Consider the following 14247-nt stretch of genomic DNA (forward strand, 5'->3'; position numbering starts at 1 on the left):
GGAGATGTGTATAAGAGACAGCCCTGGAGGCGCGGGGCGGGCCCGTCCCGCGCCTCCAGGGAAGGTGGTGGCCGGGTCAGGCGTCGTCGTGCGCGGCCAGGAAGGTCGCGACGACCCGGCGGAACTCCGCCGGCTGCTCCAGATGCGAGCAGTGGCTCGCGCCGGGGAAGACGTGCTGCCGGACGTCGGCGATCCGCTCGACGAACGGGGCCCACGTGGAGGGGGTGGCCTCGTCGTGCTCGCCGGCGACGACGAGCGTCGGCACGGCGATGCGGTCGAGCCGGTCGACGATGGTCCAGTCGCGCATCGTGCCGATGACGTGGAACTCGTTCGGGCCGTTCATCGTGTGGTAGACCGTCGGCTCGCGCTCCATCTGCTCCTCGGAGTCGACGAAGTCTTGCGGCATCGGGACCACGCGGCAGACGTGCCGCTCGTAGAAGACCTGCGTCGCCACCAGGTACTCGGGGTCGTCGACGGTGCCGGCCGTCTCGTGCCGGGTCAGGGCGTCCTGCACGTCGGCGGGCAGCTGCGCGCGGAGCTCGGCGGCGCCGTCGACCCAGAGCTGCATCGACGCGGGGGAGTTGCAGATCGCCAGCGAGCGGAGGCCCGCGGGCTGCCGCACCGCGATCTCGGCACCGAGCATGCCGCCCCACGACTGCCCGAGCACGTGGTGGTCGCCGAGCCCGAGGTGCTCGACCAGGGCGGCGTACTCGTCGACGAACAGCTGCGGCTGCCAGGTGTCGACCGGGGCGTCCGGGCGGTGGCTGCTCCGGCCGCAGCCGAACTGGTCGTGGTGGACGACGGTCCGGCCGGTCTCGTCGGCCAGGGCGGCGAGGTTCCGGAGGTAGTCGTGGGCCATGCCGGGCCCGCCGTGCAGGACGACGAGGGGCAGTGCGCCGGCGACCGGGGTGTCGGGCGTGGTGACCCGGTACCAGGTCTCGCCGTCACGGAACGGCATCGTGGATTCGGTGATGCTGGACATGGGGGTCAGCATGGAGCGGAAAAAGGTCCCACGCAATACCTTTTCTGCTGCCTTAACGTGGTCGTAACACCGCGAAGGGGGTCCGTGTGTCCGATCGTGCGACCGAGACGCGCGTCGACGAGGTCGAGGACCGCCTCGTGACCGCCGTCGCCGTGGGCGAGTACCTGCCCGGCGCGAACCTGCCGCCGGAGCGCGAACTGGCCGGCCTGCTCGGCGTCGCCCGGGTCACCGTGCGGGGTGCGATCGCCCGGCTCGTCGAACGGGGGCTGCTCGAGACCCGTCGGGGCCGGGGCGGTGGCACGTTCGTCCGCACCGAGTGGCCGGACAGCTCCTCGGACGCGGTCGGGCGGGTGCTGCTCGCCCGGTGGGAGGCGATCCAGGACGCCGCCGACGCCATCGCGCTGCTGCACGGGGCGCTCGCGACCGCCGCTGCGGAACGGGTCACCCCGGACGACGCCGCCCTGATCCGTGCACGGCTCGAAGTGTTCCGCGACGCCACCTCGGGTCTCGAGAAGCAGCAGGCCGACGCCGTGCTGCACCGGACGATCATCGACGCCGCGCGGAACGACGCCCTGCGGACGGCGCTCGCCGGGTTGGAGGCGCAGATCTCCATCGCCGCTCCGGCGCACCTGTGGGGCACGGCCGAGGGCATGGCGGAGATGGAGACCCGCGCGCTCCACGAGCACGAGTCGCTGGTGGACGCGGTGTGTTCGGGGCGGGCGCCCGAGGCGGGCGTGATCGCCCGGCAGCACGTCGGGATCGACGTCGAACTGCTCGAACGGGCCGTGCGGCGGACGGGGCAGGTGCCCCGGCACTGAGGGGGCGGTCTGTCGTCAGTGCACGGCGGGTGCCGGCACCGGGTAGACGTCGTCCGGCATCGGCCACGGCGCCCACTTCGGCCGCGGCGCGTACACCAGGTACGGCTGCGGCGTCGGGTAGCTGACGAGCTCGAGAGTCGACCCCCACGGCGTGCGGGTGTACACGAACCGGTTGCCGGCACCCGCCTCGTCACCACGCAGGTCGCGCGGGTCGGAGTTCCGGGTACCGCCGGCCGCCTCGACCCGCGCGAGCGTCTCGTCCAGGTCGTCGGCGTACATCGCCAGGTGCTGCCACCCCAGGTCGGACGGGTGTGCGGCGTTCCGCTGCTCGGGCCCCAGGTACTCGAACAGCTCGAGCCCCGGCCCCTCCGGCAGCGCGAGCATCCGCATGGCCCCCTGCGCCATGGTGCTCGGGATGCCGAGGTAGCCGTGCGCCTCGGAACTGCTGTTCGGCGTCTCGTCACGACGTCGCATGTCGTACAGGACGACGGCGTCGAACGCCGCCTCGAAGAACTGCGTGGCTGCGTCGATGTCCGGCACCGTGACGCCCACGTGGTCGATCCTGATTCCCCTGCTCATGGTCGATTCGTACCACCGGCGGTCACCGCCGCTCGGGTCCGGGCGGGGTCCGTGCGGGGTCCGTGCCCATCGATGCGGCAAGCCGCAGCGCGGGTCTCCTGCCCGGTTCCGGAACGGTCGTTCCAGGACGGGGTGCGGGACACACGACCGTTACACGAGGGAAACGGCGGGAGCGAAGTCGCTCCGTAGCTTCGTGCTCAAGCACGCACCGCCCCGCTTCCCACTCCCTCGGAGGACGCCATGGCTACCGACATCGCGACACCAGTCGCCGCGCCCCACGCCCCCACCACGACCGCCGCTCCCGCCCCAGCGGGTGCCGGTGTCGTCAAGCCCGGGTACGACCCGGCGCTCACGAACGAGGACCTCGCCCCGCTGCGCGAGCAGCGCTGGACGAGCTACAACTTCTTCGCCTTCTGGATGTCCGACGTGCACTCCGTCGGCGGCTACGTCACCGCCGGGTCGCTCTTCGCCCTCGGCATCGCGAGCTGGCAGGTGCTCATCGCCCTGGTGGTCGGCATCCTCATCGTGCAGGTCTTCGCCAACCTGGTCGCCAAGCCGTCGCAGCGCACCGGTGTGCCGTACCCGGTGATCAACCGCGCGGTGTTCGGGGTGCTCGGCGCGAACGTCCCCGCCATCATCCGCGGCCTCATCGCGATGGCCTGGTACGGCGTGCAGACCTTCCTCGCCGCCCAGTCGCTGAACATCATCTTCCTCAAGTTCATCCCGGCGTCGGCGGGGCTGCTCGACCACTCGTTCCTCGGGCTGTCGGCCCTGGGGTGGATCTCCTACGCGATCCTCTGGGTGGCGCAGGGCGCGCTGTTCTGGATGGGCATGGAGGCCATCAAGCGGTTCATCGACTGGGCCGGACCGGCGGTCTACGTGGTGATGATCGCGCTCGCGGTCTACCTGGTCAGCCAGGCGGGCATCGCCAACATCTCGTTCACCCTGTCGGTCGGCGAGCCGCTGTCGTTCGGGGCATCGATCCCGGTGATGCTGTCCGCGGTCGCCCTGGTGGTCAGCTACTTCTCCGGCCCGATGCTGAACTTCGGTGACTTCTCGCGCTACGGTCGGTCGTTCCGTGCGGTCAAGCGCGGCAACTTCTGGGGGCTGCCGATCAACTTCCTGTTCTTCTCGGTCCTGACGGTGCTCTGCGCCAGTGCGACGGTGCCGGTGTTCGGCAAGCTCATCACCGACCCGATCGAGACCGTGCAGGCCATCGGCGCCCCGTTCGCGATCCTGCTCGGTGGCCTGACGTTCGTCACCGCGACCGTCGGCATCAACATCGTGGCGAACTTCATCAGCCCCGCGTTCGACTTCTCGAACGTGGCACCCCGGAAGATCTCGTGGCGGGCCGGCGGCATGATCGCCGCGGTCGGTTCGGTGCTCCTCACCCCGTGGAACTGGTACGGCAACGACCAGGCGATCCTGTACACGCTCGGGGTGCTCGGTGCGCTGATCGGTCCGCTGTTCGGCATCCTCATCGCGGGCTACTACATCGTCGGCAAGCAGCGCATCGCGGTCGACGACATGTACTCGACGAGCCGCACCGCACGGTACTGGTACCGCGGCGGGTTCAACCCGAACGCCATCTGGACCCTCGTGGTCACCGGTGCGATCTCGGTCGCGAGCGCGGTCCTGCCGCCGGCACTCGGCGTGCTGCCCTGGCTGGCGAGCTACAGCTGGTTCATCGGCTGCGGCCTGGGTCTCGTCGTCTTCTGGGCACTCGAGCGTGCCCGGCCGAGCATGCCCGTGCTCGACGCGGACGACCCCTCGGTCGACGACGGCGCGGCCGTCGGTCGCGCCTGACCAGCGGCGTCGCGGCTCGTCCTCCACAGGGCGGGTCGCGACGCTCGGTCGTCCACAGATCGCAGACCACGGCCGGGAGGCCCGCCCCGCCCCCGCCACGATGGTCACCACCCAGCGCCACCCGTTCCACCGCTCCACTCGCTCCACCGGAAGGACCCCGATGCGCATCCGCGTCGTCAACCCCAACACCACCACGTCGATGACGCGGGCGATCGGCGTCGCGGCCGGTGCGGTCGCCGCTCCAGGCACGCTGATCGAACCGGTCGAGCCCACGATGGGGCCGGCCTCGATCGAGAGCCATTACGAAGAGGCCCTGGCCGTGCCCGGGCTGCTCGAGCAGATCGCCCGCGGCGAGCAGGACGGCGTGGACGCGTTCGTCGTCGCCTGTTTCGGGGACCCGGGGCTCGACGCCGCGCGGGAGCTCGCGACGGTGCCGGTGATCGGGATCGCCGAGGCCGGTTTCCACGCCGCCGCGATGCTCGGCCGTCGGTTCGGGGTCGTCACCACCCTGGCGCGGACGACCGGCCGCGCGCACGAGCTCGCCCAGCGCTACGGCTTCGCCCCGTTCGTCACGGAGATCCGGGCGTGCGAGGTCCCGGTGCTCGAGCTCGACGATCCCGGGTCCGGTGCACGTGCGCTCGTGACCGAGGAGTGCCGAGCGGTGATCGACGGGGGAGCGGACGCCGTCGTGCTCGGCTGCGCGGGCATGGCTGACTTCTGCGCCGAGGTCTCGCTGGCGATCGGGGCACCGGTCGTCGACGGCGTCGCGGCGGCCACGGTCCTGGCGGAGTCGCTCGTCCGGCTCGGGTTGTCCACGGGCAAGCGCGGCGAGTACGCCCTGCCGCCGGTGAAGGCGATGTCGGGGCTGCTGGCGGGCTTCGAACGCCACCCGGCGGCGGTCGCGACGGCCGGGGCGGGCGCGTGACGGGCCTCCCGGCGGGCGACACGGCAGACCTGGTCGTCCGCGCGCAGCGAGCCTGGGTCGACGGCGCGTTCCGCCCGGCCGCGGTCGTCGTCCACGGCGGCCGCATCACCGGCGTCCTGCCCGTCGACGTGGTCGTCGACGCCGTGCAGGAGCACACCGTGCCGGACGGGCAGGTGCTGCTGCCCGGGCTCGTCGACACGCACGTGCACGTCAACGAGCCCGGCCGCACCGAGTGGGAGGGTTTCGCGTCCGCGACCCGGGCCGCTGCGATGGGCGGGGTCACCACGATCGTCGACATGCCGCTCAACTCGATCCCCGCGACGACCACGATCGAGGCGCTCGCCGTCAAGCGTGCGAGTGCCGAGGGCCGGGTGGCGGTCGACGTCGGGTTCTGGGGTGGCGCGGTCCCCGCGAGTCTCGGGTCGCTCGACGCCCTGCACGACGCCGGCGTCTTCGGGTTCAAGTGCTTCACGGCGCCGAGCGGTGTCGACGAGTTCCCGCACCTCGACCCCGAGCAGCTCCGAGCCGCGATCGCCGAGGTCGCCCGGATCGACGCCCTGCTGATCGTGCACGCCGAAGACCCGGAGCACCTCGTGCCGCACCGGGCGCTCGGTGGCCGGTACGCCGACTTCCTGGCCACCCGGCCCGTCGCCGCCGAACGGTCCGCGATCGCGCAGGTCATCGACGGTGCACGGGCGACCGGTGCGCGGGTGCACGTGCTGCACCTGTCCGACGCGGGCGCGCTGCCGATGCTCCGTGCCGCGAAGGACGACGGCGTCCGGATCACGGTCGAGACGTGCCCGCACTACCTGTCGTTCGAAGCGGGCACGATCCCGGACGGCGCGACCGCCTACAAGTGCTGCCCACCGATCCGTGACGACGCCAACCGCGACGCGCTGTGGGCGGGCGTGCTCGACGGCACGATCGACCTCGTCGTGTCGGACCACTCGCCCTCCACCGCCGACCTGAAGACCGACGACTGGGGTCTGGCCTGGGGCGGGGTCGCCGGCCTGCAGGTCGGGTTCCGGGCGGTCTGGACCGAGGCCGAGCGTCGCGGGATCCCGCTCGAGGCGCTGCTGCCGCTGTTCACGACCGGTCCGGCCGCCCTGGTCGGGCTGCGCGACCGCGGGGAGATCGCTCCCGGTGCCCTGGCGCACTTCGCCGTGTTCGACCCGTCCACCGAGTCCGTCGTCGACGTCGCCGGGCTCGAGCACCGCAACCCGGTGTCCGCGTTCGACGGGCTGCGCGTGCGCGGCAGCGTCATCGAGACCTGGCTCCGCGGCCGTCGCATCGCCACGGCGGCTGGCGGCGTGGCCGGCGTCGAGGGGCAGCTGGCCGGACGGCCAGTGCTCGCGGCGGAAACACCCCTGTAACGATCGTTCCGGTATCTTCGGATCAGGAACGGAAGGAACCACCATGCTCCCAGTGAACCCACCCGCCCGTCTCCTCATGGGGCCCGGTCCGATCGACGCCGACCCGCGCGTGCTCCGTGCACTGTCGACGCCGCTCGTCGGCCAGTACGACCCGTGGATGACCGCCACGATGAACGAGACGCAGGCGCTCTACCGCCGCGTGTTCGGCACCCGGAACGACGCGACGCTGCTCGTGGACGGCACCTCGCGCGCGGGGATCGAAGCGGTGCTGGTGTCACTGCTCGCCCCGGGCGACCGCGTGCTCGTGCCGGTGTTCGGCCGGTTCGGGCACCTGCTCGCCGAGATCGCAGGCCGCGCCGGTGCCGAGGTCCACACCATCGAGACCGACTGGGGCCAGGTCTTCACGCCGTCCGCGATCGAGTCGGCGGTCGCCCGCGTCCGGCCGAAGGTGCTGGCCGTCGTGCAGGGCGACACCTCGACCACGATGAACCAGCCGCTCGACGAACTCGGTGCGATCTGCGAGCGGTACGGCGTCCTGCTGTACACCGACGCCACGGCGACGGTCGGCGGCAACCCGCTCGAGGTCGACGCCTGGGGGATCGACGCCGTGAGCGCCGGGCTGCAGAAGTGCCTGGGCGGCCCGTCCGGCAGCGCGCCCGTCACGTTGTCGCCGAAGGCCGTGGCCGTGCTCGACGAGCGGCGGAGCGTCGAGGCCGGCATCCGCGAACCCGGTGACGACGTCGCCGACGAACCGATCCGCTCGAACTACCTCGACCTCGCGATGATCCTCGACTACTGGGGTCCGCGCCGACTGAACCACCACACCGAGGCCGCGTCGATGCTCTACGCCGCCCACGAGTGCGCGCGGATCCTGCTCGAGGAAGGCCGCGACGCCGTCGTCGCCCGCCACGAGACCGCCGGGCGCGCGATGCTCGCAGGGGTGCAGGCCCTCGGGCTCCCGGTCTTCGGTGACGTCGCCCACAAGATGCACAACGTCGTCGCCGTCGAGATCCCGTCCGACGTCGTCGGCGACCAGGTCCGCGGCGCGATGCTCGACGACCACGGGATCGAGATCGGCACCTCGTTCGGTCCGTTGCACGGGCGGGTCTGGCGCATCGGCACCATGGGCTACAACGCCCGGAAGGACACCGTGGTCACGACCTTGGCCGCCCTCGAGCACACCCTGCGTCGGGCCGGGCACGCGGTCCCGCACGGCGGCGGTGTCGATGCCGCCCTCGACGTCTTCCGCGACGACACCGCAGCGGTCGCTCCCGCCGGAGCCGAGGTGCTCGCGTGAGCGCCGTGCCCGTCCTGAACGCCACCGCCGTGGGCGCCGCGGACGCCGAGCTCGTCGCCCGCTGGTGCGACGAGCTCGCCACCCTCAGCGCCGAGCCGGGCCGCATCACCCGCGTCTACCTGTCACCCGAGCACGCCCGGGCGAACGCCCTCGTCGCGCGCTGGATGCAGGACGCCGGACTGTCCACCTGGCAGGACGCCGCCGGCAACCTGCACGGCCGGGCCGAGGGCGCGACGCCCGACGCGCCCGTGCTGCTGCTCGGCTCGCACCTGGACACCGTGGTGGACGCCGGACGGTACGACGGCGTCGTCGGGGTGCTCATGGCGATCCGCACCGCCGCACGGCTCACCGCCGCCGGCCCGCTGCCGGTCGCGCTCGAGGTCATCGCGTTCTCCGATGAAGAGGGCACGCGCTTCGGCAAGGCCCTGCTCGGTTCGTCCGCGGTCGCCGGCGTCTGGGACGACGCCTGGTGGGACCTGGCCGACGGTGACGGTGTCACGCTCCGGCAGGCCTTCACCGACTTCGGCCTCGACCCGGAGCGCGTCGGCGACGCCGCCGTCGACCCGGCATCGGTGATCGGCTACCTCGAGGCGCACATCGAGCAGGGTCCGCACCTCGAACAGGCCGGGCAGGCCCTCGGGGTCGTCACGAGCATCGCGAGCGCCCGGCGGTTCTCGGTCGAGGCGGTGGGCGAAGCCCGGCACGCCGGCGGCACCCCCTACGAGCGCCGGCACGACGCCCTGCTCGCCGCCGCCGAGGCCGCGCTCGCGGTGGAACGGATCTGCCGGGCCTCGCACCAGGTCGGCACCGTCGGGACGATGACCGTCGAACCCGGAGCCGTCAACGTCGTCCCCGGGCTCGCACGGTTCTCCGTCGACCTGCGCGGCGAGTTCGACGACGAGCGCGACGAGGTCTGGGACGAACTCACCAAGGCCTTCACGCTCATCGGTGAACGGCGCGGGGTGAGCGTCACCCCGACCGAGGTGCACCGTGCGCCCGCGGTGTTCTGCTCGCCCCGGCTCATGGACGCCGTCCGCGCCGGGATCGTCTCGACGGGCGAGACAGTGCCCATCGAGCTGTTCTCACGGGCCGGCCACGACGCGATGTCGCTCGGGCTCGTGACCGACGTGGCGATGCTGTTCCTCCGCAACCCCGACGGCATCAGCCACCACCCGGACGAGTTCGTGTCGACGCCGGACATCGCCCTCGGACTCGACGCCCTGGCCGTCGCCGTCGACCGAGTGGCCCGCGCATGAGCACCGCCGGCCCCGACGTCCGCGCCCGGATCGACTCCGTGTGGGAGCAGCTCTCACCCGCCGAACGACGGGTCGCCGCCATGGTCCGGCACGATCCGGAACTCCTGCTCATCGGCACCTCCGCCGAACTCGCGGCCGAGTCCGGCACCTCGAAGGCAACGGTCTCGCGACTCGTGCGGTCGCTGGGGTTCCAGGACGCCGCCGAGGTCCGGCAGAACCTGATGTCCGCACGGGGCTCGGGCCTGCCGTGGGTCGCTGAGGACGCTGCCCACGTCGACCAGCGCGCGGTCGAGGCGCGCAACCTCGACGCGGCCTTCGCGTCGCTCGGCCGAGCGGACCGCCCGCGGCTCGCCCGTCGGATCGTCCGCGCCCGCCGCGTGCTCGTCCTCGGTGAACGCGGCGCGTACCCGATCGCGCTGCAACTGCGGTCCCAGCTGGCGCAGGTGCGGTCCGACGTCCGGGTCGGTCCGTCACCCGGGCAGCGGCTCGGGGAAGAGGTCGCCGACCTCGACCGGCACGACCTCGTGGTCCTGGTGACCGTGCGTCGGCACACCGCCGGGGTCGAGCGGATCGTCCGGCACTGCGTCGACTCCGGGGCGGACGTCATCGTCCTCGGCGACCCGACGGCCGCGGTCATCGCCGCCCCCGCGACCACCGCGATCCTCTGCCCGGTCGACTCGCCGTCGGCGTTCGACTCGATGGCCGCGCTGTTCGCCGTCGTCGCCGCGATCACGAACGACGTCTACGACGCCTCGGGTCCCGGTGGCCGGGTGCGGGTCGTCGCCGTCGCCGCCGCCTACGACTCGCTGGGGGAGCTCGCCGCGCCCTGACCGCCGTCCGACCCGGCGCGCAGCTCGGCACGCAGTTCGGCGACGAGCGAGGCGTTGCGGTCGGCGATGAGCCGCGGCATGTACCGAGCCAGCGCGACCACCTCGGCCAGGCGGCCCAGCGGGCCGAGCGGAGCGCGGAACGTGATGGTGTCGACCATGCGCGTGCCGCCGGCCGACGGCTCGAACCGGTGCTCGTGGTGGAACCGGGCGAACGGCCCACGCACCTGTTCGTCGACGAACCGGTGGGGTGCCTCCAGGTCGGTGATCCCGCTCGTCATCCGCCAGACGATCCCGAAGTGCCGCGCACGCCAGGTGACGGTCTCGCCCAGGCCGATCGTGCCGGCCGTCGTGCCGGCGACGGCGCGTTCATCGGTCGCGGCCATCGATCGCTCGTGCGCGCCGATGTCGAGCGACAGCGCGAAGGCGCGCTCCGGTGGAACAGGCAGGTCCGTCACGACCCGGAACGAGACGGTCACGACGCCGGCCAGCCCGTCGGGGTCGACCGGTCGTCGTCGTGCAACGCGGCGGCGAGCAACTGGTCGTGCCGGCTGCCGCGGTGCAGCACGCTCGACCGCGTACGTCCTTCGAATCGCAGACCGAGTCGTTGGGCGACCGCGGCCGACGCGGTGTTCGTGGCGATCGCGCGCCACTGCACCCGGATGAGACCGAGTCCCTCGGGCGGACCGGCGAAGGCCCACTGCAGCACGCGCTCGGCGGCCTCGGTCATGATGCCGGAGCCACGACCGTCCGGGTGCATGGCGTACCCGATCTCGGCGGCCCCGTCGGCGAAGGCGAACAAACCGACCGTGCCGAGCAGCCGGAGGTCGTCCGCGCGTCGGATCCCGAACTCGTACCGGCTGTCCGCCGCCCAGCCGGCCACGACGACGTCCGTGATCCAGTACCGTGCCTCGGCGTGCCCGTACGGTACCGGCACCGGGGTGTACGCGATGACGTCCGGGTCGTTGGCGTAGGCCATCACGTCCTCGGCGTCGCCGAGCTCGGGGACCGAGAGCACCAGTCGTTCGGTGCGGAGGGTGACGGGCTGCACGGGTCGAGCCTAGCCACGACGGCGCGGGCGGTAGCGTCGGGGGATGACGTTCGACGCGCTCCCGTTCCCGGTCATCGACGGCCACAACGACCTGCCCTGGGAGCGCCGTGACAGCCACGACTCCGGTGTCGAGGGCATCGACACCGAGACCGACTCGCTGCACACCGACATCCCGAAGCTCCGTGCCGGCGTCGTCGTCGGGCAGTTCTGGTCGGTGTTCGTGCCCGCGGACGACCCGGACCCCGTGACGACGACGCTGCAGCAGGTCGACCTCGCGCACCGCATCATCGAGCGCTACCCCGACGACCTCGCGCTCGCCCGCACCGCCGCCGAGGTCCGTGCCGCCGTTGACTCCGGCCGGATCGCGTCGCTGCTCGGCGCCGAGGGCGGGCACTCGATCGGCGACGACCTCGCGGTCCTCAGGACCCTCGCCCGGCTCGGCGTCCGCTACATGACGCTCACCCACAACGACGACACCCCCTGGGCCGACTCCGCGACCGGGGAGCGGGCACACGGCGGCCTGACCGACCGCGGGCGGCAGGTCGTCGCCGAGATGGAGCGGATCGGCATGCTCGTCGACCTGTCCCACACCGCCCCGGCCACCATGCGGGACACCCTCGACGTGGCGACCCGGCCCGTCGTGTTCAGCCACTCGTCGACCGTCGCGATCGACGACCACCCGCGGAACGTGCCCGACGACGTGCTCGCCCGGCTGGCCGACAACGGCGGCGTGGTGATGATCACCTTCGTGCCGAAGTTCGTGTCGCGGGCGTGGGCGGACTGGGAGGAGTCGGGCATGTCCGGTGAACCGCCCCTGGTCACGGTGTCGGACGTCGCCGACCACGTCGAGCACGCGCGCGACGTCGCCGGTGTGGCGCACCTGGGCCTCGGCGGTGACTACGACGGCACCCCGGTGCTGCCGCCGGACCTGCGGGACGTGTCGCGGTACCCGGTGCTCGCGGCGGAGCTCGTCCGGCGCGGCTGGGGCGAGTCGGACCTGCACGCGCTGGCCGGCGGCAACGTACTGCGGGTTCTGGAAGCGACCGACGAGCGGTTCGCCCGGACGGCGTTCGTGCGCTGACGCGGTGGCGCGAACGCCTCGCATCCGCCGTGCACACCGAGTGATGGACAGGGCCGCCGACGGCGTGGAGGCGCGACTCGCGTCCCGCGCGCAGGCGCCGTCACGGACAGGACCGCCTGGGGTCCGGTCGCTAGGATCGGGCGCACACCGCGCCTCCAGGAAGAGCGATGCGCGACCTGAGCTGCGAAGGACGGACCGGATGAGCGGCACCATCTACGAGAACATCTCCCAGGCGTTCGGCAACACCCCCCTCGTCAAGCTGAACCGGCTGCCGAAGGCGGGCGGGGCCGAGGTGCTCGCGAAGCTCGAGTTCTACAACCCGGGCGCCAGCGTCAAGGACCGCCTGGGCGTCGCGATCATCGACGCCGCCGAGGCCTCCGGCGCGCTGCAGGCCGGCGGCACCATCGTCGAGGGGTCGTCCGGCAACACCGGCATCGCCCTCGCCCTGGTCGGCGCCGCACGTGGCTACCGGGTCGTCATCACGATGCCCGAGACGATGAGTGTCGAGCGCCGCGCGGTGATCCGTGCGTACGGTGCCGAGATCGTCCTGACCCCCGGGCCCGAGGGCATGAAGGGTGCGGTCGCCAAGGCCGAGTCGATCGTCGCGGAGACCCCGGGCGCGATCCTCGCCCACCAGTTCGAGACGGCTGCGAACGCTGAGATCCACCGGAAGACCACGGCGGAGGAGATCCTGCGCGACACCGAGGAACACGTCGACGTGTTCGTCGCGGGTGTCGGCACCGGCGGCACGATCACCGGTGTCGGGCAGGTGCTGAAGGAGCGAGTGCCCGGCGTGCAGATCGTCGCCGTCGAGCCGAAGGACTCGCCCCTGCTCTCCGAGGGCAAGGCGGGTCCGCACAAGATCCAGGGCATCGGCGCGAACTTCGTCCCCGAGGTCCTCGACCAGAGTGTCATCGACGAGGTGTTCGACGTCGAACTCGACGACGCGCTCCGGGTCGCCCGCGCCCTGGCGACGCAGGAGGGCATCCTGTCCGGTATCTCGTCCGGCGCGATCATCCACGCTGCCCTCGAGATCGCGGCACGCCCCGAGAACGTCGGCAAGCGGGTCGTCGCCATCGTGTGCGACACCGGAGAGCGCTACCTGTCGACGGTGCTCTTCGAGGGGCTCACTGCGTGAGTCGTCCCCTCCGACGAGGCGTGCTGCGGACCATCCGTGAGGACTTGTCCGCAGCACGCCGAGGTGACCCCGCTGCCCGGGGCGACCTGGAGAACGCGATCGTCTACTCCGGGTTGCACGCCATCTGGACGTACCGGGTGACCCACCGCCTCTGGCACGCCCAGGGGTTGCCCGGGTCCCGGTTCGCGGCCCGCCTGCTCGGGCAGGTCGCGAGGTCGGTCACCGGCATCGAGATCCACCCGGGGGCGCGCATCGGCCGTCGGTTCTTCATCGACCACGGCATGGGCGTCGTCATCGGGGAGACCGCGGTGATCGGAGACGACGTGCTCGTGTTCCACGGAGTGACCCTCGGCGGGCGCGGGGGCGACCACGGGCCGGGGGCTCGACGGCACCCGGTGGTGGGGGACCGCGTGGTGCTCGGCGCCGGGTCGTCGCTGATCGGGGCGATCACGATCGGTCCGGACTCCGTCGTCGGTGCCAACACCGTGGTGACGAAGGACGTACCGGCGGGGTCGGTCGTCACCGGCGTCGCCGGGACTCCGCGTCCCCGGTCCGGGCACGAGGGCGTCCCGACGCTCTGAGCGCGTCGCCCAGCGCCGCGCCGGGCGCACACCGGGCGTGGCAGGCCGCAGGACACCGGTGTTCGCGCATCGCAACGCGGTGTGCGGGTGTTCAGGGCGCGACCACCGGTGTCGTGCAGGTGTCACCGAGCGCCAGCGAGCGTCAGCTCTTCTCGCAGGCGATGCCGTCCTTGTCGCGGTCGAGCTTGACGTTCGCCTTGTACAGGGCGTCGTCCTTCTTCACCGTGCCCTTGAGCGCGCGCGAGGTGGTCTTGCCGCCGGAGACGACCTTGTTGCTCGTGACGGACTTCTTGGCGATGCCGCCGGAGTACACCTTCTGCACCGCGGAGCAGTTGGCGTAGGACTTCGGCGCTGCCTGCGCGGTCGAGGTCCCGCCGACGACGACGGTGGTCGCGAGGACAGCGGTGGCGGCGGCGATGCCGAGGGTACGGATGATGCGCACGGGTTCCCCCTGGAACTGGTGGTGGTCGCGCGAGCGACCGCCGCGTCGGGTACGCGGCGTGGCGATCCTACGACGTGATCGAGGCGCACGA

The 14247-nt window shown here is 72.2% G+C and carries 15 protein-coding genes; 10 read left to right on the top strand and 5 right to left on the bottom strand.

What is annotated here, in order from left to right; all coding sequences use genetic code 11:
- Positions 1-76: 76 nt before the first annotated feature.
- Positions 77-982, bottom strand: coding sequence for a proline iminopeptidase-family hydrolase (locus DEJ35_RS14305; protein WP_258378497.1), 906 nt, complete (start codon positions 980-982; stop codon positions 77-79).
- An 86-nt stretch (positions 983-1068) separates the two neighbouring features.
- Between DEJ35_RS14305 and DEJ35_RS14310 the strand changes: the two genes are divergently transcribed.
- Positions 1069-1800, top strand: coding sequence for a FadR/GntR family transcriptional regulator (locus DEJ35_RS14310; RefSeq protein WP_110862513.1), 732 nt, complete (start codon positions 1069-1071; stop codon positions 1798-1800).
- A gap of 15 nt (positions 1801-1815) precedes the next feature.
- Here the strand turns inward: DEJ35_RS14310 and DEJ35_RS14315 are convergent, their stop codons facing one another.
- Positions 1816-2379, bottom strand: a complete 564-nt coding sequence (locus DEJ35_RS14315) for a VOC family protein (RefSeq protein WP_035808811.1) — start codon at positions 2377-2379, stop codon at positions 1816-1818.
- Positions 2380-2619: 240 nt separating this feature from the next.
- Between DEJ35_RS14315 and DEJ35_RS14320 the strand changes: the two genes are divergently transcribed.
- The 6 genes from DEJ35_RS14320 (at position 2620) to DEJ35_RS14345 (ending at position 9866) form a co-directional block, all read left to right on the top strand.
- Positions 2620-4185, top strand: coding sequence for an NCS1 family nucleobase:cation symporter-1 (locus DEJ35_RS14320; RefSeq protein WP_111124443.1), 1566 nt, complete (start codon positions 2620-2622; stop codon positions 4183-4185).
- A gap of 160 nt (positions 4186-4345) precedes the next feature.
- The gene (locus tag DEJ35_RS14325; protein WP_111192998.1) at positions 4346-5110 is read left to right on the top strand and encodes an aspartate/glutamate racemase family protein; all 765 of its coding nucleotides are present in this window, start codon (positions 4346-4348) and stop codon (positions 5108-5110) included.
- Positions 5107-6483: an allantoinase AllB gene (gene allB / locus DEJ35_RS14330; RefSeq protein WP_220036904.1), complete on the top strand. Its 1377-nt coding sequence runs from the start codon at positions 5107-5109 to the stop codon at positions 6481-6483. The genes DEJ35_RS14325 and allB overlap by 4 nt, the downstream gene beginning before the upstream one ends.
- Before the next feature lie 43 nt (positions 6484-6526).
- On the top strand, positions 6527-7780 hold the full coding sequence (locus DEJ35_RS14335; protein WP_111192999.1) for an alanine--glyoxylate aminotransferase family protein: 1254 nt from the start codon (positions 6527-6529) through the stop codon (positions 7778-7780).
- Positions 7777-9036, top strand: coding sequence for an allantoate amidohydrolase (locus DEJ35_RS14340; RefSeq protein ID WP_111193000.1), 1260 nt, complete (start codon positions 7777-7779; stop codon positions 9034-9036). The genes DEJ35_RS14335 and DEJ35_RS14340 overlap by 4 nt, the downstream gene beginning before the upstream one ends.
- Positions 9033-9866, top strand: coding sequence for a MurR/RpiR family transcriptional regulator (locus tag DEJ35_RS14345; RefSeq protein ID WP_111193001.1), 834 nt, complete (start codon positions 9033-9035; stop codon positions 9864-9866). Before DEJ35_RS14340 ends, DEJ35_RS14345 begins: the two co-directional genes overlap by 4 nt.
- Here the strand turns inward: DEJ35_RS14345 and DEJ35_RS14350 are convergent.
- Positions 9833-10342, bottom strand: coding sequence for an SRPBCC family protein (locus DEJ35_RS14350; protein WP_111193002.1), 510 nt, complete (start codon positions 10340-10342; stop codon positions 9833-9835). The two genes, DEJ35_RS14345 and DEJ35_RS14350, sit on opposite strands and share 34 nt — an antisense overlap.
- A complete protein-coding gene (locus DEJ35_RS14355; RefSeq protein ID WP_110862506.1) occupies positions 10339-10914 on the bottom strand; it encodes a GNAT family N-acetyltransferase in 576 nt (191 codons plus the stop codon). Before DEJ35_RS14355 ends, DEJ35_RS14350 begins: the two co-directional genes overlap by 4 nt.
- A 43-nt stretch (positions 10915-10957) precedes the next feature.
- On the opposite strand from DEJ35_RS14355, the gene DEJ35_RS14360 reads away from it, so the two are divergent.
- From DEJ35_RS14360 to epsC, 3 genes are all read left to right on the top strand, one after another.
- Positions 10958-11995 carry a dipeptidase gene (locus tag DEJ35_RS14360; RefSeq protein ID WP_111193003.1) on the top strand — a complete coding sequence of 346 codons (1038 nt, stop codon included), beginning with the start codon at positions 10958-10960 and terminating at the stop codon, positions 11993-11995.
- Between the two features lie 199 nt (positions 11996-12194).
- The gene (gene cysK / locus DEJ35_RS14365; RefSeq protein ID WP_111124130.1) at positions 12195-13133 is read left to right on the top strand and encodes a cysteine synthase A; all 939 of its coding nucleotides are present in this window, start codon (positions 12195-12197) and stop codon (positions 13131-13133) included.
- Positions 13130-13714 (top strand): serine O-acetyltransferase EpsC, encoded by a 585-nt coding sequence (epsC, locus tag DEJ35_RS14370; RefSeq protein ID WP_258376390.1) that lies wholly within the window; start codon positions 13130-13132, stop codon positions 13712-13714. The genes cysK and epsC overlap by 4 nt, the downstream gene beginning before the upstream one ends.
- 142 nt (positions 13715-13856) lie before the next feature.
- On the opposite strand, the gene DEJ35_RS14375 is transcribed toward epsC, so the two are convergent.
- Positions 13857-14156 (bottom strand): excalibur calcium-binding domain-containing protein, encoded by a 300-nt coding sequence (locus DEJ35_RS14375; RefSeq protein WP_220032965.1) that lies wholly within the window; start codon positions 14154-14156, stop codon positions 13857-13859.
- Positions 14157-14247: the final 91 nt, after the last annotated feature.

The organism is Curtobacterium sp. MCPF17_051 (genome assembly GCF_003234595.1).
Lineage (GTDB): Bacteria > Actinomycetota > Actinomycetes > Actinomycetales > Microbacteriaceae > Curtobacterium > Curtobacterium flaccumfaciens.